At 70.5% G+C, this 26,228-nt stretch carries 17 protein-coding genes and 1 pseudogene; 10 read left to right on the plus strand and 8 right to left on the minus strand.

The genetic code is table 11. The annotated features are described in order from the left end of the window. Window positions 1–49 precede the first annotated feature (49 nt). From IM778_RS11835 to mtrA, 4 genes are all read right to left on the minus strand, one after another. Entirely contained in the window at window positions 50–715 is a 666-nt protein-coding gene (locus tag IM778_RS11835) for a ComF family protein (protein WP_194409080.1), read from the minus strand. A 113-nt stretch (window positions 716–828) separates the two neighbouring features. Then, window positions 829–2,520: an LpqB family beta-propeller domain-containing protein gene (locus tag IM778_RS11840; RefSeq protein ID WP_194409081.1), complete on the minus strand. Its 1,692-nt coding sequence runs from the start codon at window positions 2,518–2,520 to the stop codon at window positions 829–831. Next, window positions 2,517–4,247, minus strand: a complete 1,731-nt coding sequence (gene mtrB / locus IM778_RS11845) for an MtrAB system histidine kinase MtrB (RefSeq protein WP_194409082.1) — start codon at window positions 4,245–4,247, stop codon at window positions 2,517–2,519. Before mtrB ends, IM778_RS11840 begins: the two co-directional genes overlap by 4 nt. Window positions 4,248–4,329: 82 nt before the next feature. After that, window positions 4,330–5,010 (minus strand): MtrAB system response regulator MtrA, encoded by a 681-nt coding sequence (mtrA, locus tag IM778_RS11850; RefSeq protein ID WP_194409083.1) that lies wholly within the window; start codon window positions 5,008–5,010, stop codon window positions 4,330–4,332. Between the two features lie 317 nt (window positions 5,011–5,327). Between mtrA and IM778_RS17765 the strand changes: the two genes are divergently transcribed. The 3 genes and pseudogenes from IM778_RS17765 to IM778_RS17775 form a co-directional block, all read left to right on the plus strand. Further along, a complete protein-coding gene (locus IM778_RS17765) occupies window positions 5,328–5,786 on the plus strand; it encodes a reverse transcriptase domain-containing protein (protein ID WP_237684684.1) in 459 nt (152 codons plus the stop codon). Then, window positions 5,747–6,013: a group II intron maturase-specific domain-containing protein gene (locus tag IM778_RS17770; RefSeq protein ID WP_237684665.1), complete on the plus strand. Its 267-nt coding sequence runs from the start codon at window positions 5,747–5,749 to the stop codon at window positions 6,011–6,013. Before IM778_RS17765 ends, IM778_RS17770 begins: the two co-directional genes overlap by 40 nt. A 102-nt stretch (window positions 6,014–6,115) precedes the next feature. Then, window positions 6,116–6,592 (plus strand): annotated as a pseudogene (locus tag IM778_RS17775) (transposase); the annotation flags it as partial. Window positions 6,593–7,397: 805 nt separating this feature from the next. Here IM778_RS17775 and IM778_RS11865 read toward each other — a convergent pair. Next, window positions 7,398–14,294, minus strand: a complete 6,897-nt coding sequence (locus tag IM778_RS11865; RefSeq protein ID WP_194409084.1) for a PA14 domain-containing protein — start codon at window positions 14,292–14,294, stop codon at window positions 7,398–7,400. Between the two features lie 303 nt (window positions 14,295–14,597). Here IM778_RS11865 and IM778_RS11870 point away from each other — a divergent pair, with 303 nt between their 5' ends. From IM778_RS11870 to aqpZ, 6 genes are all read left to right on the plus strand, one after another. Further along, complete coding sequence (locus IM778_RS11870) at window positions 14,598–16,022, plus strand: DUF7847 domain-containing protein (protein WP_194409085.1); 1,425 nt, start codon at window positions 14,598–14,600, stop codon at window positions 16,020–16,022. Next, a complete protein-coding gene (locus IM778_RS11875; protein WP_228484843.1) occupies window positions 16,022–16,696 on the plus strand; it encodes a DUF4129 domain-containing protein in 675 nt (224 codons plus the stop codon). The genes IM778_RS11870 and IM778_RS11875 overlap by 1 nt, the downstream gene beginning before the upstream one ends. 106 nt (window positions 16,697–16,802) lie before the next feature. Next, window positions 16,803–18,032, plus strand: coding sequence for a DUF4350 domain-containing protein (locus IM778_RS11880; protein ID WP_194409087.1), 1,230 nt, complete (start codon window positions 16,803–16,805; stop codon window positions 18,030–18,032). Beyond that, window positions 18,032–19,033, plus strand: coding sequence for an AAA family ATPase (locus IM778_RS11885; protein ID WP_194409088.1), 1,002 nt, complete (start codon window positions 18,032–18,034; stop codon window positions 19,031–19,033). Before IM778_RS11880 ends, IM778_RS11885 begins: the two co-directional genes overlap by 1 nt. 101 nt (window positions 19,034–19,134) lie before the next feature. After that, window positions 19,135–20,436 (plus strand): DUF58 domain-containing protein, encoded by a 1,302-nt coding sequence (locus tag IM778_RS11890; RefSeq protein ID WP_194409089.1) that lies wholly within the window; start codon window positions 19,135–19,137, stop codon window positions 20,434–20,436. 173 nt (window positions 20,437–20,609) lie between these two features. Further along, window positions 20,610–21,398 (plus strand): aquaporin Z, encoded by a 789-nt coding sequence (gene aqpZ / locus IM778_RS11895; RefSeq protein ID WP_194409090.1) that lies wholly within the window; start codon window positions 20,610–20,612, stop codon window positions 21,396–21,398. A 66-nt stretch (window positions 21,399–21,464) separates the two neighbouring features. On the opposite strand, the gene katG is transcribed toward aqpZ, so the two are convergent. From katG to IM778_RS11910, 3 genes are all read right to left on the minus strand, one after another. After that, a complete protein-coding gene (katG, locus tag IM778_RS11900) occupies window positions 21,465–23,732 on the minus strand; it encodes a catalase/peroxidase HPI (protein WP_228484522.1) in 2,268 nt (755 codons plus the stop codon). A gap of 41 nt (window positions 23,733–23,773) precedes the next feature. Continuing rightward, complete coding sequence (locus IM778_RS11905) at window positions 23,774–24,217, minus strand: Fur family transcriptional regulator (RefSeq protein ID WP_194409091.1); 444 nt, start codon at window positions 24,215–24,217, stop codon at window positions 23,774–23,776. Window positions 24,218–24,288: 71 nt separating this feature from the next. Next, complete coding sequence (locus IM778_RS11910; RefSeq protein WP_194409092.1) at window positions 24,289–25,284, minus strand: stage II sporulation protein M; 996 nt, start codon at window positions 25,282–25,284, stop codon at window positions 24,289–24,291. Between the two features lie 16 nt (window positions 25,285–25,300). Between IM778_RS11910 and IM778_RS11915 the strand changes: the two genes are divergently transcribed. Next, window positions 25,301–26,146: an RDD family protein gene (locus IM778_RS11915; RefSeq protein WP_194409093.1), complete on the plus strand. Its 846-nt coding sequence runs from the start codon at window positions 25,301–25,303 to the stop codon at window positions 26,144–26,146. The last annotated feature ends 82 nt before the right edge of the window (window positions 26,147–26,228 follow it).

Here is a 26,228-nt window from a genome sequence, read left to right on the forward strand (position 1 = left end):
GGCGTTCCGACTCTGTCACCTGTGAGTTTGCGATCACGTCGGTATCGGGTCACCGGGTTCGGCCAGGATGCCGCGGCGTGGCGGCGACGGTGACCGCCGCGACGACGTCGGCGCCCGCTGCCCGCAGCGCACGCACGGCCTCGGCGAGCGTCGCCCCGGTGGTGACGACGTCGTCGACCACCACGACGCGCCGGCCCGCGGCATCCGGCGATCCTCGCAGACTGCCCGCCACGTTGCGCCGCCGGCTCTCACGATCGAGACCCCGCTGGTCGCCCGTGCGTCGCGTGTACGTCAGGAGGCGGTGCGGGCGCCGGCCCGCGCGACGGATCAGCAGGTCGGGCACGCGGAAGCCTCGGCGGCGGTACGAGGCTCGTGCGGTGGGCACGGGCACGAGGCGCGCGCCGTGCGCCCCGGCACGGGCGAGCGCGACCTCGAGCGCCGGGGCCAGCGCCCGGGCCAGCCCCGTACGGCCGTCCTCTTTGATCGCCCGCACGACCCGAGCGGGTGTGCCTTCGAAGGCCAGGGCGCTCCAGAGCGCGACCGTGCCGCCGGGCACCTCGAGCGTCCAGTGCGTGGGCCTCGGCTCGAGCGCGAGGATGCACGCCTCGCACAGGGCGGTGTCGGGCTCGTCGCACCCGGCGCACGCGACGGGCAGGAGCAGCGCGAGCGCGTCGGCGCAGGCCGCACGCACAGCGAGGAAGAGGGCTCGTGACACGGACCCACCCTGTCGCGCACGGACAGGCCGGGCCGCGTGATGCCGCGAGTCGGTGGACAACGAGCCGCGCAGGGTCGCTGGGGAGGAGCCTCTGCGCCTCCCCGGCGATGCCGCTACTGCGGGGCGCCCTGCTGCGTCGCCAGCACGAGCACGCCGGTCATGGTCGGCTGCCACGTGACACCGCGCTTCACATACAGCGTGCCGTCGGCCGCCCGCAGGCGCAGGCTCGACAGGCCGTTGCCGCCGGCGATCGACGACGAGTCGGCGGGGGCGGTCGTGGACGCCGACGGACCGCCCACCGTCTGCTCGAGCACCGTCCACCCGCTCGCGTCGCCGGCGAGCACTCCGATCGTCGCGTCGTCGATCCAGGTGACCGCGCTGGCCGGAGCCCCGACGATGGCGAGCTGCAGCGGCGTGCCGAGAGCGATCGGCAACCCGTCGGAGTCGCGCACTACGCCGGCCACCCACAGCATGGTCCGCCCGCCCGCCGTGACCGTCGCGGTGAGCCGCGTGCCGTCGCGCGACAGCGCCATCGCGCTGATGGCCGTCGCTCCGGGCCAGGCGTCCTCGATCTCGCGCATCTCCCCCGACCGCAGGTAGACGCGCAGCGCCGCGGGCTCCTCGCGCGGAGCACTCCAGACGTTCCCCTCCGGATCGACCGTCGGATCGACCAGTCCGGGGCGGTCGTCCAGCGGCTCCATGTCCGTGCCGTCTGCGTACACGCGCACCACCTCGCCGCCGGCCAGTCGCACGCCGGCGATGTCGCGGTCGGGCGCGACCTGGATCGCGGCGGGAGCCTGCTCGAGCTCGACGACCTGGGCCGTCAGCCCCGGGATCGGCTCGAGCTCCTCGCCGACGAGGAACCCGAACCCCGCCTCGGTGTACACCAGCGGCGACGCGGGCAGGCGCGTCGAGCGCGTCTCGACCGGCTGCGCCGTGAGGGGCGTGGTCGCGGTGCGCATCTCGACGTCGAGCACGCCCGCCGCCGCGAGGCTGGCCTCGAGCTGCGTGAGCATGCGGTCGAGGGTCTCGCGCCCGGCCGCGGCGGCGTCCTCGGTGAGCTCGACCTGCGCGACGCCGCCGTCGTTGAGCACGAGCTGTGCGGTGACCCCGTCGGGGAAGGCGGTGACGACGGATTCCACGAGCCACTCGCTCCGCGGCTGATTCACGAGGGCGCGGCTGATGCGTGTCTCGGCGTTCCCCGTCGGGAACCACCGCACATCGGGCACGAGGTAGTCCCACGTCGGATCGAAGTACATGATCGGGTACCGGTGGAACACGCGGGGGAACTGGTCACGGTCGACCACGACGCCGTCGGGCGCGTCGGTGATGCGCCATTCGCCGTCGGACTGCTGCCTCAGCGTGAACGGCAGGCTGCGCTCGGCGAGCTCGGCCCGCTCATAGGCTCCGCGATCGTCGACCGTCGCGACGGCGTCGTACGAGAAGTCGACTGCGCCGCCTTCGGACTCCGAGTACGTGCGGTCGGCGGCGATGTCGACGGTGACGCTCGCTTCGGGATCCCACTCGCCACGGAACCCGGGTGCGAGGAATTCGCGGGCGACCGACCACTTGCCATCGGCCCCCGGCCCCGTGCCGGCGTTGATGAACCCCTCCACGATCTCGGCGGGCGACGCCCCCGGCTGGGGCAGATTCGGCAGGAACACGAAGTTCTGCGACTCGTCGGCGGTCGTGCCCCTCGCGTTGCCGTACTCGACGGGTCCGCTCGTCGCGAACCCGCCGCACGCGGTGAGCACCAGCGCGCTCAGCGCCACGACGGCGGCCAGGATGCCGCGCCGCGCGGTCATGGCGCACCTCGCCGGTTCGCGGCATCCGTCGTCGTCACGCGCCCGTCGCGTGCCGTCGTGACGCGCGGCACCTCGATGGGCTGCGTGAGGCCCAGCTCGTCGGCAGGGGCGGTCCCGTCGTCGCCCGGATCGATGGGAAGCGGGGACGGGCCGCTCAGTGGCGCACTCGTGCGCGGAAGAGTGAGCACGAAGTTGCTGCCGCGCCCGATCTCCGACCACACCGCGAGCTCGCCGCCGTGCAGCTTCGCGTCGCCGAGGGCGATCGACAGTCCGAGGCCCGTGCCGCCGATCGTGCGCTTGCGCGAAGGGTCGGCGCGCCAGAAGCGGTCGAACACCCGCTCCGCGTCGTCGGGGGTCATGCCGAGGCCGTAGTCGCGCACGCCGATCGCGACGGCGTGCTGATTGCTGTCGACGCTGACGACGATCGGACGACCTTCGCCATGTTCGATCGCGTTGCCGAGCAGGTTGCGGACGATGCGCCGCACCCGGCGGGGGTCCATGTCGACCGGCGAATACCCGCCCGGAGCCACCAGCCGCACGTCCGAGCCATGCTGCTCGGCCAGCTGATGCATCGAGCCGATGACGTCTTCGGCGAGGTGGGCGAGACTCGTGGGCTCGAGCTCGAGCTGGACCGAGCCCGCGTCGTAGCGGCTGATCTCGAGGAGGTCGGTGAGGAGCACCTCGAATCGCTGCACCTGGGCGTTGAGCAGCTCGGCGGCACGCGCCGTCGCCGGGTCGAACTCGTCGCGCTGATCGTTGATCATGTCGGCCGCGAGGCGGATGGTGGTCAGCGGCGTGCGCAGCTCGTGCGAGACATCCGAGACGAATCGCTGCTGCACCAGCGACAGGTCGGCGAGCTCCTTGATCTGCGACTCGATGCTGTCGGCCATCGCGTTGAACGAGCGGCCGAGGGTGGCCAGCTCGTCTTCGCCGCGCACCGGCAGCCGCACGCCGAGTTCTCCCGCGGCGAGGCGTGCGCTGGTGTCGGCCGCTTCGCCGACCGGGGTCGTCACCGAGCGCAGCACGAACCACGCGATGCCGCTGATGAGCAGCACGAGCCCGATGCCGACGATCCACAGCGTGCCCTGCACGAAGCCGAGCGTCTGCGGCGCGTTCGACAGGTCGTACCCGAGGTACAGCTCGTACGACGCGACGCCCGGCACCTCGAGCTGCTGGCCCACCAGGATGCCGGGGACCGTCTCGTCCGTGCCGGTGGGAAGCGCGATCGACTGCCAGAACTGCCAGTCGGGGTCGTCGCGGACGCTCGTGCGTAGGCCCTCGCCGAGGACGTCGTAGATCGCGCTGAAGTCGGAGCTGACGTCCTGCGGAGCGTTCGGCACCGGTGGCCCGATGCGGAACGCTGCGACGAGCTCCGCCGAGGAGCGCTCGCCGAGCGTGCGCATCGCCGAGTTCATGACGTTCTGCAGCTGGGCGGTATCGCTCTGCACCGCGGCGTCGAGGGTCGCCTGCGCGGCGGTGCGGGCCTGCGCCGCGTCGGCGAGGACCTGATCCTTGCGCGAGACGAAGAGGTCGTTCTGGATCGCGAGCGCCATCCACACGCACGCGACGAGCACCGCGAACGCGGTGAGCCCGAGCGTCACCAGGATCGTGCGGAAGCGCAGCGAGCGGCGCCACAGCGTCGCGATGTTCCCCGGCCAGGCGCGCCACAGGCGCCAGCCCGTCAGCGGCGTGCGGGTGGCCGTGATCCCCGTCGTCGGAGCCGTCACGGCGGGGCCCGTTCGCCCGGTGGTCGTGCGCGCGCTGCCGGAGCCGCGCGGAGCGGGCGTGGGGGCGGCCTTCACCGCAGCCTCACACGACGGCGCCCGCGCGGTAGCCGACGCCTCGCACGGTCGTCACGATCTTCGGGTTGTCGGGATCTTTCTCGACCTTGGCGCGCAGCCGCTGCACGTGCACGTTCACCAGGCGCGTGTCGGCCTTGTAGTGATAACCCCAGACCTGCTCGAGCAGCATCTCGCGCGAGAACACCTGCTGCGGCTTCGACGCCAGCGCCACGAGCAGCTCGAACTCCAGCGGCGTGAGCGCGATCGGCCCGTCGCCACGACGGACCTCGTGCGCTGCGACGTCGACGGTCAGGTCGCCGATGCGCAGCGTGTCGTTGGTCGGCTGGCTCGAGGGGCGCAGGCGCGTGCGGATCCGCGCGACGAGCTCCTTGGGGTTGAACGGCTTGACGATGTAGTCGTCGGCGCCCGACTCGAGGCCCTTCACGACGTCGGCCGTGTCGGTGCGGGCCGTCAGCATGATGATCGGGATGCCGGACTCGGCGCGGATGCGCGTGCAGATCTCGATGCCGTCCATGCCCGGGAGCATGAGGTCGAGCAGGATGAGCTCGGGCTTCTCAGTACGCCACGCCTCGACGGCCTGGGCACCGTCGGCGCAGAAGACGGTGTCGAAGCCTTCCGTGCGCAGCACGATGCCGATCATCTCGGCGAGGGCGGTGTCGTCGTCGACCACCAGGATGCGTGAAGTCATCGCGCGCGTTCGTTCCTTTGCGTCAGGCACGGACGACGGCTCGCGCCGTCCCCATGCGCTCCACACAGAGTAGTCGACCCTCCCTGGAGACGGGCCGAGCCCCGGCCGTGACCCCGCCGAACGCGACGGGATCGATCACGACGCGCTCATGCATCGCGTCTGCGGTCGCATCGCCGACAAGCGGGTTCTGCGTCTGATCCGCGGGATCCTGAGCGTGGGTGTCCTCAGCGAGGACGGCGTGAACAGGGACACGTTCACCGGCACCCCGCAAGGCGGGGGTTCTGTCGCCGCTGCTGGCGAACATCGCCCTGTCCGTGGTGGACGGGCATTTCCAACGCAAGTGGGATGCGCTCGGGCCGCAATGGGCGCGCACGAAGCATCAACGCGCCGGGGGCGCGACGATGAAGCTGGTCCGCTACGCGGACGACTTCGTCGTCCTCGTCCGCGGCACCCGCGAGGGTGCCGACGCGCTCTGGGACGAGGTCGCCGCCGTGCTCGCGCCGATGGGTTTGCGCCTGTCGGTCGAGAAGACGATGGTCACGCACATAGACACCGGGTTCGACTTCCTCGGGTGGCACATCCAGCGCCGCCGAATCAGAGGTCAGGGCGGGAAGACCGCGATATACACCTACCCCTCCCGGAAGTCTTTGGCCTCCATCAAGGACAAGGTGCGGACGCTGACCCGCCGGGCATCCCATCGAACGCTCGCGACCTGCTGCGCCGACTCAACCCGGCGTTGCGGGGCTGGTGCGCCTACTTCCAGCACGGCGTCGTGAAACACGTCTTCAGCTACATCGACCACTACGCCTTCTGGCGGATCGTCGGCTGGCTGAAGAAGCGACACCCCAAGCTGAACATGCGCACCCTCGTCAGGCGGCATCTGCCCCGGTGGCAGATCCGCGCCGAGGGGATCGAGTTCTTCCGCGCCAGGCAGGTCCCGGTGACCCGCTACCGCTACCGAGGAACCCGCATCCCAACCCCTTGGGCGATCGCCACGGCGTGACCACATGGAGAGCCGGATGCTCAGGAATGGCACGTCCGGTTCGGAGGGCAGCCAGCAGAAGCCCACCCGGCGCAAGCCGGACAGGGCGCTGCTGGCCGACCCTACACGTATGTCTGGACGTGGTCCGGATGGGTCTACGTCGCGTTCGTGTTCGACGCGCACTCCCGCCGCATCCTCGGCTGGCGCGCTGCGACCTCGATGACGACCCCGCTGGTGTTGGACTGCCTCGACATGGCGCTCTGGACGCGCCGCCGCGAAGGCGTCGCCGGGTTCGCCGGGCTCACGCACCACACCGACGCCGGATCGGTCTATACGTCGATCGCCTTCACGGACCGGCTCATCGACGAGGGCATCGACGCGTCGGTCGGGTCCGTGGGCGACGCGTATGACAACTCACTCTCTGAATCGAAGATCGGGCTCTTCAAATCCGAACTCATCCACCACGAAGGCCCCTGGCGCGACATCGACCAGGTCGAAGCAGCGACCGCGTCCTGGGCGCTGTGGTTCAACACCGAACGCACCCGCGGCTCGATCGACGACCTCACACCCCTCGAAGTCGAACAACTAGACTACGCTCACACCGAACCGGTCGAGAGCCGGCTGACACCAGCAATACGCTCTCCGAACATGCCGGGGCGAGTCACGTTGGTCGACGCCGACCAGCTGGTGGGCGCATCCGCGGCGGCGTCGCTGGTGACCGGATGCCTCGACCTCATCGACAGTTCATGGCGCTGGCCGTCCTTCTGGGGATTCATCCAGTCCCAGACTGAAAGCAACGGCAGCACGGTGCGGTGCGAGGACGGCACGTGGTCGACGTCCGGTGGCGTTCAGGGCGCTTGCTCCTGGCACGGCGGTGTCGGCGACTGATTCCTAGCCCGGTGTCGATCTGCAGCCTGGCTGGGATCTACCCGAGAACCTCACACTTGGGCGACGATCGCGACACACACCGCGATCATGGCTGCACCAAGGACCGTAAGGCAGGCAGCGAGCCAAAAAGCCACCAGTCTGTGGGACCCGGAGCGTCTCACCCCGGGAACGAGTCGTCCAGCGCGCCGCCCCAGAATGAGCCCGACCTGCCCCGCGACAAACAGGCCAATCCCAACGACATCGACCACGGGGTAGGCAGCGAGTGCCTGCGAGAGGAGTGCGGCGTCTGAACCCCACACGTCGCGAGCACCAAGAATCGCGATAAGGGGTCCTCCGAAGGCGACCCAAATTAGTGGTGAACTTTCCGGCTTGCCTTCAAGAGGTCGCCCGACGCGTCCGAGCGTTCCCACCAGTTGTGGGCGTACCCAAGCCCAGATCTGGCGGTGCCATCCGATGAGGAGCGGCCCCAGAGAGAAGATCAGCAAGAGAAGCATCGAAAGAGCAAGCACTCGCACATTCATGGTCCGAACACCCACATCGCAGAACAACCTCCGCCTAAACCAACGCTGAAGCCAAGCCCCTCGCTCAAAGCACCGGTTCCGACGTCATTCCCGCGTGAGTATGACGCACCGATGGGACCCCAAGCCGCGGAACAGCCGACCTCCTGCTGGATTCCACTCGACGGCCCATGAACATACGAGCCACCGACCGTGAGCGTAGCTGATGATTCGGGCCCAAAACCGATGCCAGCGATCAAGCCACCCTGGTAACCAAACTGGCCACACACCGCGAGGCAGCCGGTTAACGTGACGCTACCCACACTTCCGGGTCGAACTGAGAACAGCGGCCCGGCTGGCCTTCGCATCGGTGGGCTCGACGGTCGCGAGGATGGTGTGATCCCTCGCGGACTCTTTCCTATCCACAATCCGCCGTGTTCCTTGCGCAGGGCGGGATTGAGCTGATAGGTCGGGTCGTTCCAGTTCCTAGCGCCCAGCGAAGTGATCTTGTGCCCAGATCGAATCCACCGTTCGGCCGAGTCAGCGGTCAATTTCCCGGTCAGATCGTTCTTGTTGATGGGGTCCGTCGGCCAGACGTAGTCGTTGTCGACGCCACCTTCGACGGGGTCGACTTGCAGGAACCGGCCGAGGGCGGGCACGTAGAGGCGGGCACCCATCTCGACCACGGCGGTTGATCCGACCGACTCGGCGGGTTTGAGTGCGCCCTGGTGCCAGCCGGTGTTGCCGTGCAGTTGACCTGCGTCATCGGCGGCGGTTGTGCCGATGGCGAGGGTGACCGGGTCGAGGGGTTGCCCGTACGGGTCCCACAACTGATTGGCACCGTTGCTGGTGCCGGTGCGGGTGAGGATGGTGTGTCCGAGCAGGCTCGGGATCGACAACACCGTCGGCCCGGTCCCGACCTTCGACCACGACACCCCACCGGGCAACCCGATCGTCCGGGTCATCGTGGATCCCACCACCTGCCCCCAGGCGGCATCCCCAGCCCCGGCATACAGGCACTTCGTGGTTACTGCGGGCGCGGCGCCGGCCGGGTCGACGGTGCGGGAGATGACCCGCCCGGTGACATCCCGCACGATCACGACGGTCGACCCGTCGTCGTAAGTGGTGCTGATGTGCCGGTTCGCGGCGTCGTAGGTGAACTGCATGTCAGCCAGGCGGGTGATGTTGCCGCGGACGTCGTACTCGATGTCGGCGGCAGCGAGCCCGTCGCTGACCGTGTTCGCGCCCGCGACCGGGTCGGTGACGGTGCTGCCGGTGAGACGGTCCGCCCAGTCGTAGCAGTACTGGGTTGTCGTGGTGACCGGGGTGCCGCCGTCGCCCGGGGTATAGGTGTCGGTGACAGCGGCGCGGTTTCCCGACGCACCCGCGGCGGTGTTCACACCGCACCCACCAGTGCCGGCGAAACTGTAAGTCAACTCGTGCCCAGGGATGCTCGCGGTCACCAACCGGCCCGCCGCGTCGTACCCATACGTCGCCGCATGCGTGGTCGCGCCCCGGGTGAGGGTGTGCTGCACGATCCGGCCGGACTGCGACCTCGCGACGGTGTCAACCAACGCCTCTGCGCCGACGGTCCACTGCTGTCCCGTAGTCCGCAACGCCGCATCACGCGTCACCGCGGTCAACGCGACCGCGCCGCCGTACGACACCGACTGCAGCAACTGCTGTGCGTCGTACGTGACCGCGGCCAGCTCCACCCCGTTGAGCTTGGAGGAGATCACCTTCCCGTCCAGGTCATACCCGAACGACGCGGTCGAGGCGGACTGCCCGGGCGCCGCGGTGGTCACCGTCGCCACCCGGCCGGTGCCCGGCTCGTACGTGGTGGTTGTGACCGTTCCCCACGCGTCGGTGCTGGAGACGACCCGGCCCAGCAGATCTGTGACCGTGGTCACGGTGCTGCCGTCCGCGTTGGCCGGAGCGGCGCCGGTGAATGCTTCCACCTTCAGCCCGGCGGTGACCGGTGTGTGCTGGGTGGTGACGGTCTGGGTGGCCACGCCGGCGGGGCCGGCGATGCTCTGGCTGATGCTACGGCCGCGGGTGTCGTAGCTGGTGCATGACCATGCCGTGTCGCCCGATGTCTTCGTTCCGGCAACCCGACCCCACAGGTCGTACACGTACTCCGTGACGATGGCGCCTCCGGCGGCCGGCGTGGGGCCGGTGGTTGACTTCAGGCCACCGAACTGTTTCGTCCCGGCAGGCACACAACTCTGCCCCGCCGGCGCGGTTTCGAGGTCGCCGTAGTACGCGCTGGTGGCCGCAGCGGTCGTGGGGGCGCCGGGCGTGGTGCCGGCGGGCAGGGTGCGGGTGAGCCGCCGCAACCACCCCGCCCCACCGGGCTGCTCGAAACTCACCTTCGTCTTCAACGCCAACCCGGACGGGTCGACCGTCGACTCCGTCGCCTGGCCCAGCCACGGGTGCTGATACCCGAACGACGCCGTCACGGCCGGAGCTGCCGCCCCGGTCACCGTGGTGCTGTCATCCGCGGTGGTGGTGGTGGTCAGACCGTAGTCGGGGCGCAGCGCGCTGCCGGGAACGACGGTGTATCCGGTGTCGGTGGACTTCTTCCACGCCAGTTTGAGGGTTGCGCTGCTGGTGCCTTCGAAGTACTCCACTCGGATGCGGCGGGTGAGGTCGGCTGCGTCGACCTGGATCACGGGGCTCTGCGTGGCCGTCGGCGACTGCGGGATCCACCGGTCGATCTGGTTGGTGTCGTCCAGCCATACCCGCACCCCGTCGTCGCTGGTGACCTGCAACGTGTAGCTGCCCGGAGCGGGGAAGGTGAGAAGACCTGTCAACCGCAGCGACCAGTTGTCCGCCGGGACGGGAGCACCCGGAGAATCAGCCCACGTGGCGTCTATCCGGCCGTCGCTGGTGCCGATGCCGTGCGCGAACTTCACAGGCTTCCCTGACAGGGTGCGGTTGCTGTAGTAGGTGGCCTGCAGGCCTGCCAGGTTCGCATCGTAGGTCGTGGCGGTGTGGGCGGGCAGGATGCCACACCCCGGCGCCCCGGCCGGGTCGGGCACGGGGCGGCCATCGCCGCTGAAGCATGCCCCGGGGGCCGGGCCGTACGCATCGGTGAGCCGGTCGGTCTGCGAGTCGTACACGCTCGTCGTGGTCGCCCCGGCGGAGGTGGTGGTGGCCAGCGGCAGATCTTTCTGCGGATGCCAGGCCTGCTCGCTCCACACGCCGAGCGGGCTGGTGGTGCGCACCTGACGCCACGCCGAGTCGTACGTGACAGTGGAGACAGCCCCCGACACCGCCGGGTTGCTGACGGTGGTGTATGCCAACTGCCCGCCCTGCGCCGGGGCGTAGGCATATTCCTTCTTCAGCCGGGCACCGTTCTCGGATCCGTCAGCGGCGGGAAGGGTGACGCTACTCACCCGCCCGTCGGCCGCGTACGCGATGTCGATGGTGGGAGGCGCGTACCCGGTGGGCTCGGGAAGGCTCAACAGGTAGTCGCTGGTGACCGAGTCCCGCACCGCAGTGAGCTGGTCGCCGGACCAACCGAACCACGTCCGCTCCCCGCCCGGGTCCTCGATCAGCCACAGCTTCCCGGCGGAGTAGTACAGCGACGTCATCTTGCCGAGATCAGCGCCCGAGTCGGGGTACTTGAGCTGGCACAGCATGCCGACCGGCGCCGGCTCATATGTCGGCGGCAGCGTGGGGCATGCTGTCAGCGCCGCGTTCTGATACACCAACGCGATCTTGCGGTCATAGGTGGTCCCGTTCTTGGAGACCGGGTCAACGATCTCGGTGACGACACCTTTGCTGTAGATCAGCTGCGGGCCGGCCGGCTTCAGCCCATCCACGACCGGGGTGGCGGACTCGACGCGCCCGTTCCCATCGAACTGGTACACCGTGCCGTCCTCGTCGGTGAACACCACCCGACCGTTCCCATCGAGCGACACCACCCCGTACTCGCCCGCCGGGGCGGTGTACCCGCCAGTCGACGCGCGGGTATAGGTGTGCGTGCGGCCGGTGAGATCGGTCAGCACCACCGCGGACTGCTCACGGACGGCGGACACCCACGCCGACCCAGCCCCGGCGATCGGCGAGGACGAAGACCATCCCTCAGGCAACACCTGCGGGGTGGTGAACAACCACTGTGTGGGGACGACCTTCGCCGGCTCGCTGTCGTTGACGTCGTCCACCATCAGCTCCAGATTCGCGGCGCCGACGCCCTCGAAATACTCCAAGTGAATCGGGACAGAATCGCCGGACAGGTTGACGTTCCCGCTCCACGTCGTCGTCGACCCATGCACCCACTTGTCGATCAGCTTCGACCCGTTCACCGACAGCACAACACCGTCGTCGTGACGCAGCCCGAACCGCCACCCGGTGGACTGGTGCGGCACCCTGATGAACCCCACCCATTTGGCCATGAAGTAGTCGCTCGCGATGCCCGCTCCCGGAGACCCGGTGCCCCAGTTGAACCCGACGGTCTTGTCAGTGCGCACCTGAATCGGCTGCTTCCCGCTGAAGGTGTACCCAGCCGGGGTGGACGGCGGGTTTCCCAGACTGTCCAGACCGCTGTAATACCAACCCACCAGACCCTGATCAGCGCCCGCGACATGCTGGGAGTTGTAGCTGAACGACATCCCCATCGGCCCGCCCAGGGTACTGACCGTCGGCGACGAGTACGACAGGTTCACGTTTCCGTTCGCCAGGTTCACCGCCACCGGGCCCGCAGTGTCGAACGGCGAAGGACCGGTCGCGCCCAGTCGCAGATCGACCTTGATCTTCTTCGACCACGCCGGATTCGCGTTCTTGCTCAACCCATCCGATGGCTGCACCACCCACGCATACACGCCGCCGTCGCGCAGCACCCCCGCCGGCACCGTCCATCTGGCCTTCCCGTCGGAGCCAGCAGTCACCGGGCCCGACGTGTACACGGCCCCGGACTTCCCATCCATACCCGTGGCGATCTTGAACTCATACGTGATCGTCGCCCCAGCAGGATGATTGTCCGGATCAGTGACCGCATCCACCTGCAACGTCGGCGTCACCGTGGTCACCGTCGCCGGAAGCGGGTCCGACCCGGGCGTCGCGGTCTCCGCCGGAGGTGTCGGCGGCACCCGGTTGGTGGTGAACGACCACACCCCGCTCAACCGCTCCGTCGACTGACCCAGCCACCCATGATGCGCGTCACGGATCCGAACCCGCCAGTAATACTTGGTCCCCGGCTGCAGCACACTCTCTGGGACTGTCGCAGTCGTCGCCGTGGTCCACCCGCCCGTCCACACCGGCGAGGACATGTTCGAGTTCGCCGACACCTCTACCAGGTAGTTCTTCACATCCGAGTGCGGCGACGACTCACTCCCGCTCCACCGCAGCACCGGGGTCAGCGACGCACCAGTCGACCCATTCCCCGGCGTCCCCGCTCCCGTCGTCAACGACACCGAAGGCCAACCCCAGTAGTCCACATACAACTCGGTCCGGACCCGCTTATGCGTGTAACTGCCCCCCTCCGAACCACGCGTGATGAAAGTCACCCCGGTGTCCCCCACCTTGAACCGGTTCACCAGATGCTGCGCCAACGCGGTGTCCCCATACCCCGCGGTCCACGCATCCGCGCTGCCCAGATTGAAGTTCGCGATGTCGGTGCCCACACAGTTGTAACCCAAACAGGTCGCCCAGTTCACCCATTGCGGCTGCACACTCGTCGTCCCCAACCCGTCATACACATACCGCAACGACGCGTTGCCGATGAACTGCCCCGGCGCAGCACCGTACGGATACGAGGTCAACGCCCGCCAAAACACATTCGTGTTGTTCTGGCGTGTGTTCCCGGTATGCGACTGCCCGTCATACACCGCACCATCGGACTTGAACGACTTCACATACGACGCCCCCGTCGCCAGCGTCGGATCCACGAACACCGGGAACACGCGATCCTCCGCGGCAAGCCACGCCGGATCAATCGCGAGCGTGTACCGCCAGGACCCATCCGCTGCCTGCGTGAGCGTGGGAGTCGGGTTGATCACCACATCGGAGGACTCCTCCTTCACTCCGGAGGAGTCCCACGCCACCGGCGTCGGAATCGCGACCACCGTCTCACCAGCGGCATCGTTGAGCAGCACCGCACCGGCCTCATCCAGCAGCGGGGTGAGCGTGCCCGGGTCGAGCACCCAACTCCACGACGCCTCCCCGGCGGGCAGTGTGTGCAGGATCAGCGTCTCTTTGACCTGTGTCCGCTCGACCTCATACTCCAGGTCAACGCCCGGCCGAACATCCTCGTACACCACACCGTCACGCTCATCATCGGTCAGCTCCTCCGCATCCGCACCCTCGAACCCGACCGGGGTGAGCGTCACGTCGTAACCCTGGTGGGTGACCGCGACGAGATCAGCGTCGTCGGCGTTCGCGGCGAACGTCGGCTCGAGCGGGTGACCCGCTACCTCGAACCCGTCCCCGGTAGCAGTGACCTCGGTCGAGATCGGCACCCACCGGCCCTCATCGTTGAGGTAGTTCTCCGGCTCCGGCGAAACCCGGCGCACCACCGACCCATCCTCCCGGCGGAAGATCGTCCACTGCTCGCCGCGACGCACCACGGTCAAACCCTCAGTGTCAAGCTCCGACTCCGACGACACCGGAATTGGCACGGTCGTCAGATCCGCAGGCGGAAGGGCGACCGAGGCCGTGTCGGGCACATCGACCAGCACCGCGGTCGCCTCGTCGCCTTCCGGCTCCTCGCCGACCGCGACAGGCAGCCCCAGCAGGTCGACCTGATCACCGTTCAACTCACCGCCATCCGGCACCGGCACCGCCTCCAGCGGCCGAAACTCGGCCACCACCCACCGCCCCGCGAGAACATCCCCCAACGCAGGCGACACCGGACTCACCACCAGCACCACCGTCAACAACACCGAAACGACAGCAGACCGGCCCAGTCGCGACATATGAATCCCTTTGCATGAGCGAACGGACCCGGTTGGCGCGGTCGCTAGCGATGAGATTAGAGTCGCCGCCGGCGTTGGACGATCACGAGTCGATAACGAAAGCCAGAGCCTCACTCCGAGACTCGCGCGTCGTTGCAGACCATGACGATCGTCCCGGACTCGTCGCGTCGACCTGGGGTGCGGATCGGGACCACGCGCTCCGGAACAGCGACGCGGAATGCGTCCGCTCGTGTGAAACGATAGGGATCCGGCCGGACGCCACCGCGCGCCCGGCTCGACGCCGCACGATGGAGAGGGGATCCCGTGACCGCCCACCCCGCCTGGACGCCGGCATCCCGTCCCGGGATCATCCCGCTCCATCCGCTCGGGTTCGGCACGATCCTGGGGCGCTCGTTCTCGGCGCTGCGGCAGAACCCCCGCGTGCTGCTCGGCTTCGCGCTGATCGTCCAGACGCTCGCGTACATCGTGGTGCTGGCCGGCATCCTCGCCGTGGCGTGGGCGACGTTCTCGCGGCTCGACACGCTGCGTCCGGGAACCGAGGAATACGACACCGTGATGGCGGGGTCGATCGCGCTCGTCGCGGTCACCGGCATCGTGCTGTCGCTCGCCGCCGGCGCGCTGAGCGTCATCGTGCAGGGCATCGTCGTCGTCGAGGTGACCCACGCGGCGGTCGCCGAGAAGCTGTCCCTCGGTGCGCTGTGGCGACAGATCAAGCCGATCGTGTGGCGCCTGATCGGCTACTCGCTGCTCGTCATCCTCGCCGTCCTCGCGCTCGTGGTGCTCGTCGTGGCGGGCGTGATCGCCGTCGCGGTCCTCGCGCCGCCGGTCGCGATCCTGCTCACGGTGTTCCTCTTCATCGCGGCGGTCCCGCTCACCTGGTGGCTCATGATCAAGCTGCTGCTCGTGCCGGCAGCGATCATCGTCGAGCACGCCACGATCCTGCAGGCGCTATCGCGCTCGTGGACGCTCACGCGCGGCAGGTTCTGGCCGGCACTGGGCATCATCCTGGTCATCGGCGTCATCTTCGCGACCGTGGCCCAGGTCGTGAGCATCCCCTTCTCGTTCCTGTCGGTCGGGCTCACCACGATCATCGCCCCGACGGGCGATCCCGAGCCGAGCGCGATCATCGGACTGATCGTGACGGCACTGCTCACGCAGGCGCTGACCCTCCTGCTGCAGTCGGTCGCCGTGGTCGTGCAGGCCACCGCGACCGCGATCATCTACATCGACTGCCGCATGCGCCGTGAGGGGCTCGATCTCGACCTGCTCGCGTACGTGGAGCGACGGGATGCCGGGGCCACGGGCCTCGCGGACCCCTATCGCGAGCACATCGGCCGTGCGGTCGCCCCCCGAGGATGGGCCGGTGCCTACGGCGCGCCCGCCTACGGCGCGCCCGCCTACGGCGCGCCGGGCGCCTATCCGGGCGCACCGCCGCCCTCCCCCGCCGCGTACCCGGCGCAGCCGTATGCCGCGCCGCCATCGTATCCGGCGCAGGCGCCGTTCCCGGCGCAGCCCGCGTACGCCGCGCCGCCGCACTCCCCGTCGCCTCAGGCGCCTGCGGCGCCGGCATCGCACGCCCCGCAGTCGCCCGTCGCGCCCGCGCAGCCCGCATCGCCTGACGAGGGCGTGCCGCAGACGGATGCCTCTGCCGAAGCTCCGCCGGCGCCGACCAGGTGGACCGCGCCCGGCGCCTCGCCGGGCGACGACCGAGAGGCGCCGTGGGCTTGATGCTCGCCTTCCCGGCGCTCGGGCGCGCCGCCGACGCCGTCCCTCCGCTGACTCCGGACGGCGACGAGGCACGGGAGTGGGCGGAGCAGGAGCTGTCGGACCCCGCGTACGACATCGCCGAGCCCACGCCGTTCGACCGCATCGCGCGAGCCATCGGTGACTTCTTCGCGACCCTGTTCAACCCCGACATCTCGGGCGCGTGGGGGTCGACGTTCGCCCTCGTCGCCGCGATCGTCGTGGTCGTGGTGATCGTCGCGGCCTTCCTCATCTGGGGAATGCCGCGGGCGTCGCGACGCGCCGCCGCCCCGGCATCCGTCCTGTTCGGCGAGGCCGAGCAGCGGTCGGCGGCCCAGTTGCGCGCCGAGGCCGACACGCATGCGCGCGCCGCCGAGTGGCACGCCGCGATCGTGCTGCGCTTCCGCGCGCTCGCTCGAGGGTGCGCCGAGCGGGGCGTGGTCGACCCGCCGCCCGGCGCCACGGTCCATGCGTTCGCCCGCGCGGCGGCGCGGGTGTTCCCGGCGCTGGGCGACCGCGTCGAGCAGGCGGCGACCGTATTCGACGACGTGAGGTATCTGCGCCGGCCCGGAACGGCCGAACTGTACGCGATCGTCGCGTCGGTCGACGACGCCGTCGCGGCGGCGCGGCCGGTCGTGCGCGAGGAGGTCCCGGCGTGAGGGTCGGAGGCACGGCGGCGCAGATTCCGGCCGGCACGCCGCTCGAGCAGGCGACGGGCCGACGCAGCGTGGCGGATCTGCGACGCCGCACACCGAGGCCCGCCGCATGACCGCGGCGACGACGCCCCGCGAGGCGCCCACCACCGTCCTCAGCCCGCGCCGGGGACGCCGGGTCGCGACCTGGATCGTGATCGGGCTCGCCCTGCTCGCGATCGGCGGGATCGGCGCCGCGATGTCGACGGCGAACCAGTGGGCCTCCCGCGGCGCCCTCGACCCGGCGTCGGCGGGTCCGTCCGGAACGCGCGCCCTCGCCGAGGTCCTGCGCGACCACGGCGTGGAGGTCGTCGTCGCGCGCGACCGGCAGACTGCGACCGAGGCACTGCGCGCCGCGCCCGCAACCCTCGTCCTGCCCGACGCCCCGGCCCTCTCGGACGACGCCGTGGCGCAGTTGGCGTCAGCGGCCGCCGACGTCGTGCTGATCGAGCCCCGCGCGCGCACGCTCGACCTGCTGCTGGACGGATCGGAGCCGGCGGGCGCGGCATCCGTCGAGGCGGTCGATCCCGCCTGCGCCCTGCCGGACGCCCGCCGCGCCGGCCCGATCGCACCCGGCGCCGTGTACGCCGCGGGGGTCGAGGTGATCGGCTGCTACCCGAGCGGCGACGCGTACGGCCTCCTCACCGCCGGGCATTCCGGCGGCGGCCGTGTCGCAGCCGTCGACGGGCGCGCGCTGTTCACCAACGAGCACCTCGCCGAAGAGGGGAACGCCGCACTCGGGGTCAACCTCCTGGGTCGGCATCCGGTCGTCGTCTGGTACGTGCCGAGTCCCGGCGACAGCGACCTCGCCGACGCGGATCCGTCGCTCGGCGAGCTCACGCCGCCGTGGGTCAGCCCCGTCATCGTGCTGCTTCTGGTCGCGGGGATCGCCGCGGGCATCTGGCGCGGTCGCCGGTTCGGGCCGCTCGTGGCCGAGCGCCTGCCCGTCACCGTCCGCGCGTCCGAGACCACCGAAGGACGCGCACGCCTCTACGCCCGCGCCCGCGACCCGCTCCACGCCGCCGACCAGCTGCGGATCGGCACGCTGCGCCGCCTCGCCCGGCTGCTGGGCCTCGGACCCGCCTCCTCGGCGCCCGAGATCGCCGACGCCGTGGCCGGACGCACCGGGCTCGACCGCGGCGCGGTGCGCGGCATCCTGTTCGACGACGACCCGCGCAGCGACGCCGACCTCGTGGCGCTGACCACGAGCCTGCGACACCTCGAGGACGCCGTGCACGCCGCGGTGCGCCCGTCGACGAGCTCCGCACCCGGAACCAGCTCAGGAACCGAAAGGACCCCTTGATGAGTGAGCCCCGTATCGACTCCGAGGCGCCTCTGGCCACGCCTCCCGACGACGCCGCACTGCGTGAGGCGATGAACCGCGTGCGCATCGAAGTCGGCAAGGCCGTCATCGGACAGGACGGCACGGTCACCGGCCTCCTCATCGCCCTGCTCGCGCGCGGCCACGTGCTCCTGGAGGGCGTACCCGGTGTCGCCAAGACGCTGCTGGTACGCGCGTTCTCGACGGCGCTGGGCCTGGACACCAAGCGCATCCAGTTCACGCCCGACCTCATGCCCGGCGACGTGTCGGGGTCGCTCGTCTACGACGCGAAGGCGGGCGAGTTCGAGTTCCGCGAGGGTCCGGTGTTCACGAACGTGGTGCTCGCCGACGAGATCAACCGCACCCCGCCCAAGACCCAGGCGGCTCTCCTGGAGGCCATGGAGGAGCGCCAGGTCTCGACCGACGGCGTGACCCGGCCGCTCCCGGAGCCCTTCCTCGTCGCCGCCACGCAGAACCCGATCGAGCACGAGGGCACGTACACGCTGCCCGAAGCACAACTCGACCGGTTCCTGCTGAAGCTCGTCGTCGACGTGCCGGCACGGGATGCCGAGCTCGCCGTGCTGCGCCGCCACGCGAGCGGATTCGACCCCCGCGACCTGGCCGCCGCCGGACTGGGCCGCGCGGCGAGCGCCGACGAGATCCGCGCGGCGCAGCGGGCCGCGGCATCCGTCACCGTCTCGGACGACCTGCTGGGCTATGTGGTGGACCTCGCACAGGCGACGCGCCGCAGCCCCTCGGTGCAGGTGGGCGTGAGCCCGCGCGCCGCGACCGCCCTGCTGGCCGCGTCGAAGGCGTGGGCGTGGCTGGGCGGCTACCCGGCGATCACGCCCGACCACGTGCAGACGATGCTCGTGCCGACGTGGCGCCACCGCATCCGGCTGCGTCCCGACGCCGAGCTCGAGGGCGTCTCGGTCGACGCGGTGCTGGGCTCGGTGCTGCAGCAGACCCGCGTGCCGATTTGACGCGTGTCGGATCAATGCGACGAAGGCGCGTTGATGCGATGCGGGTCAAGATCGAGTAGCGAGCTCTAGCGAGATCCCAGCGGACGAGGAGACTTTCACCCATGTACGTGACCGGCCGATTGCCGCTGCTCCTCGTGCTCGGAGCGGTGCCTGTCGTGCTGCTCTCGGCGGCGGGCATCGACGCCTGGCTCGCCGCCGCCGGGTGGGTGCTGCTGTGCCTGCTCGCCGCGCTCGCCGACGCCGCGACCGCCCCCGACCCGCGGCTCGTGGGCATCTCGCGGTCCCAGCCGCGCCGCACGCTCCTCGGACACGCGGTCGTCGCCGAGCTGACGCTGCGCAACACCGGCCGGCGCACCCTGCGGGGCCGCGTCCGCGACGCCTGGCAGCCGACGGCCGGCGCGCCGGCCGGGTACCCGGCGATCGCGATCCCTCCCGGTGAGAGCCGCACGATCACGGTTCCGCTGCTCCCCCGCCGCCGCGGCGAGCTGCGGTCGGAGTTCGTCGCCGTGCGCTCGGACGGTCCGCTGCGGCTCGCCGGGCGCCAGGCCCGCCTCGATGCTCCCGGCGTGCTCCGCGTGCTGCCGCCCTTCACCGCGCGCCGGCATCTGCCGTCACGACTGGCGCGGCTTCGCGAGCTCGACGGCAACACGAGCGTGCAGGTGCGCGGGCAGGGCACCGAGTTCGACAGCCTCCGCGAGTACGTCCGCGGCGACGACGTGCGCTCGATCGACTGGCGGGCCACCGCCCGCGCGAGCACGACCATGCTGCGCACGTGGCGCCCCGAACGCGACCGCCATGTCGTGATCGTGATCGACACCGGTCGCACCTCCGCGGCCCGTGTGGGCGACGGAGTGCGACTGGATGCCGCGATGGAGGCTGCTCTCCTGCTCGCCGCCCTCGCGTCGCGGGCCGGCGACCACGTCCACCTGCTGATGTTCGATCGCGTGATCCGTGCCCGCGTCACGCGCGTCGACGGTCCTTCTCTCCTGCCCGCCCTCGTGGATGCGATGGCCCCGGTCGAGCCGCAGCTCATCGACACCGACTGGGACTCCGCGTCCGTCCAGGTGCGCAGCCTCGCCTCGCGCCCGTCGCTGGTGGTGCTGCTCACCGCGCAGGACGCCGCCGAGGCGGCCCGCGGCTTCCTCGGATCGCTGCCGGCGCTCGTGCGCGACGCCCACGTGCTGGTCGGCACGGTCACCGGCGATCGTGAGAGCCCTCCGGCGCGTCCCGACGCCGACGACGCCTACCGTGCCGCGGCGATCGCGCGCGCCGACCGCGACGCCGAGATCGTCGCCGCGGCCATCGGCCGCGCGGGCGCCGAAGCGATCGCCGACTCCCCCGAGAACCTCCCGCCGCGCATCGCCGACCGCTACCTGGCGCTCAAGGCCGCCGGCCGCCTCTGACGGGTCCGACGCGGCGGCGGCTACGGCATCCGGCAGCCGTCGAATCGACGACGAACGCCTGAACACGCGGCGAAACCTCGGCGCGTCCGGCGCCAGACGCGGACACTCCGCCCCCGCTTCCTGAGAATCGGCTGTGGATGCCGCTACTCTCGCGACGAGGAAAGGAGTCCGCCATGTCGGATACCACCATCGAGCCGACCACCGTGAACCGGCTGGTCGCGGAGGCTCTCGGAACATTTCTGCTCGTCTTCGGCGGTGTCGGCGCCGCGCTGTTCGCCGCGAACTTCCCGGCCGGATCGGAAGGGAACCCGCTCGGCATCGGGTTCGTGGGCGTCGCGCTCGCCTTCGGTCTGACCGTCGTCGCCGGCGCCTATGCGTGGGGGCCGATCTCGGGCGGCCACTTCAACCCCGCCATCACGCTGGGCCTCGCCGCAGCCGGCCGCTTCGAGTGGCGGAACACGATCGGCTACCTCATCGCGCAGATCATCGGCGGTGCGCTGGGTACGACGATGATCGTGCTGATCGGTCTCTTCGGTCCGGGTGACTGGCTCGCCACCGCACAGGACGGCGGCTTCGCGTCGAACGGCTTCGGCGAGCTGTCGCCCGGCGGGTTCGGCCTCGGCGCGGCGATCATCGCCGAGATCCTGCTCACGGCGATCTTCGTGCTGATCATCCTCGGGGTGACCCACTCCACGCGCGGGACCGCTGCGCTCGCGCCGCTCGCGATCGGCCTCACACTGACTCTCATCCACCTGATCTCGATCCCGATCGACAACACGTCGGTCAACCCTGCGCGTTCGATCGCGTCGGCGATCTACGGCGGCGCGGGTGCGCTCGGCCAGCTGTGGGTGTTCATCGTGTTCCCGATCGTGGGTGGCATCATCGCCGGCCTCCTGCACCGCGCTCTGTTCGAGCCGAAGGGCACGCTGCCCCCGGTTCGCGCCGAGGGACGCGTGAAGTAGCCCGACCCGATCAACAGAAGAGGCCCGCCCCCGGAGGGAACGGGCCTCTTCTGCGCGCGGCGGGACTCAGACCAGGTCGAACCGGTCGAGCTCGGTGACCTTGCCCCAGGCGCGGACGAAGTCGCGCACGAACCTCTCGTTCGCGTCGTCCGAGGCGTACACCTCGGCGAGGGCGCGCAGCTCCGAGTTCGAGCCGAACACGAGGTCGGCGCGCGTGCCGATGCCGACCTTCTCGCCCGAGCCGTCCTTCGTGCCGAGGAACGCGTGCGCTCCCGGGTCGAGCGGCTTCCACGTCGTGCCGAGGTCGAGCAGGTTCACGAAGAAGTCGTTCGTGAGCACCCCCGGGCGCTCGGTGAGCACGCTGTACTCCGAGCCGTCCCAGTTCGCACCGAGGGCGCGCAGACCGCCGACGAGGACCGTCATCTCGGGCGCCGACAGCGTCAGGAGGTTGGCCTTGTCGAGCAGCAGGTACTCGGCCGGCAGTTCCGCGAGCGGACCGTAGTAGTTGCGGAAGCCGTCGGCGACCGGCTCGAGGTAGCGGAACGAGTCGACGTCGGTCTGCTCGAGCGAGGCGTCGGTGCGACCCGGGTGGAACGTCACCTCCGCCTCGACTCCGGCATCTTTCGCGGCCTTCTCGACCGCGGCGTTGCCCGCGAGCACGATGAGGTCGGCGAGCGACACCTTCTTGCCGTCGGTGCGGCCGTCCTCGAACGCGGCGCGGATGCCCTCGAGCACGCCCAGCACCTTGGCCAGCTGGGCCGGGTTGTTGACCTCCCAGTCCTTCTGCGGCGCGAGACGGATGCGGGCGCCGTTGACGCCTCCTCGCTTGTCGCTGCCGCGGAACGAGGATGCCGCGGCCCACGTCGTCGAGACGAGCTCGGCGACCGTCAGGCCGGAGTCGAGGATCTGCGCCTTGAGCGCGGCGGCGTCCGCCGCGTCGATCAGCTCGTGGTCGACCGCCGGCACCGGGTCCTGCCAGATGAGCTCCTCGGCCGGGACCTCGGGGCCGAGGTAGCGGGCGATCGGGCCCATGTCGCGGTGGGTCAGCTTGAACCACGCGCGGGCGAAGGCGTCGGCGAAGGCATCCGGGTCCTCCGCGAAGCGCTGCGAGATCGGACCGTAGATCGGGTCGAAGCGCAGCGCCAGGTCGGTGGTGAGCATGCGGGGCTCACGGCGGCCCTCGGAGTGCGCGAGCGGCACCATGTCGGAGCCCGCGCCGTTCTTCGGACGCCACTGGTGCGCGCCGGCCGGGCTCTGGAACAGCTCCCAGTCGTACGCGAACAGGATGTGGAAGAACTCGTTGTCCCAGCGGGTGGGGTGGTACGTCCACGTCACCTCGAGGCCCGACGTGATGGTGTCGTCGCCCTTGCCGGTGCCGTGCGAGTTCGCCCAGCCGAGGCCCTGCTGCTCGATCGAGGCCGCTTCGGGGTTGTCGCCGACGTGCGAGTCGGCTGCCGCGCCGTGGGTCTTGCCGAAGGTGTGCCCACCGGCGATCAGGGCGACGGTCTCTTCGTCGTCCATCGCCATGCGCGAGAACGTCTCGCGGATGTCGCGGGCCGCCAGCAGCGGGTCGGGGTTGCCGTTGGGACCTTCGGGGTTGACGTAGATGAGGCCCATCTGCACCGCGGCGAGCGGCTTCTCGAGGTCGCGGTCGCCGGAGTAGCGCTTGTCGTCGAGCCACGTGGTCTCGGGACCCCAGTACACGTCGTCGTCGGGCTCCCACACGTCCTTGCGGCCGCCGGCGAAGCCGAAGGTCTTGAAGCCCATCGACTCGAGCGCGACGTTGCCGGCGAGGATCATGAGGTCGGCCCACGAGATCGACTGGCCGTACTTCTTCTTGACCGGCCACAGCAGACGGCGAGCCTTGTCGAGGTTGACGTTGTCGGGCCAGCTGTTCAGCGGGGCGAAGCGCTGCTGCCCCGCGCCGCCGCCACCCCGGCCGTCGGTGACCCGGTAGGTGCCGGCCGCGTGCCACGCCATGCGGATCACGAGCGGGCCGTAGTGGCCGAAGTCGGCGGGCCACCAGTCCTGCGACGTGGTGAGGGCCGCTTCGATGTCGCTCTTGACGGCGGCGAGGTCGAGCGCCTCGAAGGCCGCCTTGTAGTCGAAGTCCTCGCCGAGCGGGTTCGCGACCGCCGGGTTCTTCGCGAGGATCTTCAGGTTCAGCTGGTTCGGCCACCACACCCGGTTCGCCGAGCCCGCGGTCGGGTGCGGCTGGGCGGTGTGCACGACCGGGCAGCCGCCGGCCGGCTGCGGCTCTTCGGTGACGGTGACAGCCTGGTCGACTTCGGTCTCGCCTCCGATGCCGGTGGCGAGGTCGTCGTGATCGGTCATTGTTTTCCTTCCTCGGGAATCGAACGGGACGCAGGAGAGCTTCAGCGGGCGGATGCCGGTGCGGCGGCGCACGCGGGGCAGACGCCGTAGAACGTGACCTCGGCGACGTGCAGCGTGTAGCCGAGCGCATCGGAGGGCGTGAGGCACGGCGCTTCGCCCACGACGCAGTCGACGTCTTCGACGGCCCCGCACACGGAGCAGATCAGGTGGTGGTGGTTGTCGGCGACGCGGAGCTCGAACAGGCCGGGGCGACCGGCGGGCTCGATGCGGCGGACGAGGCCCGCGTCGACGAAGTCGCCGAGCGCGTTGTAGACCGACTGCAGGCTCGTGCCCGGCAGTGATCGGCCGACGATCGTGTAGACCTCGTCGGCGCTCGCGTGCGCGCGCTCGCGGAGCGCTTCGACGACCGCCCGGCGGGGTTCGGTGACCCGCAGCCCGGCGCCGCGCAGCCGGTCGGCGGCGTCGATCGCGGGAGTGTCGGTCACCCTCCGATCCTAGCGTTGTTTTGAGTCACTCAAAACAAGCCCGAATGCCGCAGCGGGCACACCGGGGTCGGTCAGCCGGCGACGAGGGTCGGGGTGCCGGCCTCGTACTCCGTCAGATCCCCCGTCTCGCCGAGCAGGTGGGCTCGGCGGCCGACGACGAGCATGTACACGAGGAACAGCGCGAGCGCCGCCGCCCCGATGCCGATCTTCACCGGCCAGGGCCAGGGCTGCGCCGTCACGAAGCCCTCGATGAGACCCGAGACGCCGAGCGCGAAGACGAGCCCGATCGCGACCGTGGCCAGCGCACGCCCCGCCGCTGCGAGCGCCTCGCCGCGCCGCCTCGGGCCTGGTGCCACCCACGCCCAGAACACGTGCAGGCCGGCCGCCGCGGCGACGAAGACGCTGGTCAGCTCGAGCAGCCCGTGCGGAAGGATGTAGAGCACGAACACGTCGGCGCGATCGAACGCGGTCATGACCGCCGCGGCCGTCCCGACGCCGACGGCGTTCTGCACGAGCACCATCACCGGCCAGATGCCCGTGATGCCGAAGAGCACGCACTGCGCGGCGATCAGGGCGTTGTTCGTCCACACCTGGCCGGCGAAGACGGCGGCGGGGTTCTCGCTGTAGTACTCGGTGAACTCGTTCTCGGCGTACTGCTCGAGCTGCGCGCGAGACCCGAGGCTCGCCACGAGCGCGGGGTCGGCCGACACCCACACCGCGACCGCGCACACGACGGCGATGAACCCGAGCGCGATCGCGAGCGTCGTCCATCGCAGGCCGTACAGCGCGGCGGGAAGCTGAAGCGCGAAGAACCGCGGGATCTGGCGCAGCACGTTCTCGGGGGTGCCCGTCAGCCGCAGCCGCGCGCGCGCGAGCATCGTCGAGACGTAGTCGCTCTGGATGCTGCGCCCGGCCGAGGTCTTGGCGTCGGCGAGATCGGCCGACGCGGCGCGGTAGCGCGTCACGAGCTCATCGACCTCGGGCCCGGAGAGGTGCCGCGCCCGGCTGAGCTCGTCCAGCCGCGCCCACTCGTCGCGCCGTGCGGCCGTGAGCGCCTCGAGGTCCATGTGCTTCACTGTACCCATGCCCGAAGGCCGCGCCGCGATCGTCGACATCCACCAGGACGAGGTGCTCACGGGCGAAGCCGTCGCCCTCGACGTGCAGCCGCTCGGCTACTTCATGCGCGCGCTGGGAGTGGTCATCGACATGGCCGTCGGCGTCGCCGTGCTGCTGCTCTTCGGGTGGGCGATGGGGTGGCTCACCCTGGCGGGGGCGGTCGATCCCGCCGTCGTGCCGATCCTCACGATCATCGTGATCGTGCTCGTGACGGTCGTGATCCCGACGGTCGTCGAGACCACCACGCGCGGCCGGAGTCTCGGGCGCCTCGCCGTCGGCGGGCGGATCGTGCGCTCCGACGGCGGCGCGGCGGGTTTCCGCCACGCCTTCATCCGCGCGTTCGTCGGCGTTCTCGAGCTGTGGATGACCCTGGGCGCGGTCGCCGCGATCGTCGGGGCGTTCACGCCCCGCTCGCAGCGCCTGGGCGACCTCGTGGCCGGCACCTACTCCGAGCGCACGCGCACGCCGCGGCTGCCCGAGACGGCGCTGGAGGTGCCCCCGGCGCTCAAGCACTGGGCCGCGATCGCCGACGTCGCGCGCCTGCCGGAGCGCTTGTCGCGACGCCTGGCGCAGTTCGCCCGGTCGGCGCCCAACATGGAGCCTTCGGCGCGCGCGCGGGTCGCGGCATCCCTCGCCCGCGAAGCCGCCGAGCATGTTTCGCCGGTGCCCTCCGTCGACCCCGAGACGTTCCTCATCGCCGTCGTCGCCGTACGGCGCGAGCGCGAGCTGCGCGCGCTCCGGCTCGAGACGCGACGCGCCGACGCCCTGGCCGCGCCGGTGTCGGGCCCGCCGCGCGGATTCCCCGCGCGCTGACCCGCCCACGTGCCACCCCGACCTCCCGCGAGAGTGCAGCTGGCGGACGAGAGCGAGGGAGGTTGCCTATCCCTCGTCCAGG

Origin of the sequence: Microbacterium cremeum (assembly GCF_015277855.1) — a bacterium.
Classification (GTDB): Bacteria; Actinomycetota; Actinomycetes; order Actinomycetales; family Microbacteriaceae; genus Microbacterium; species Microbacterium cremeum.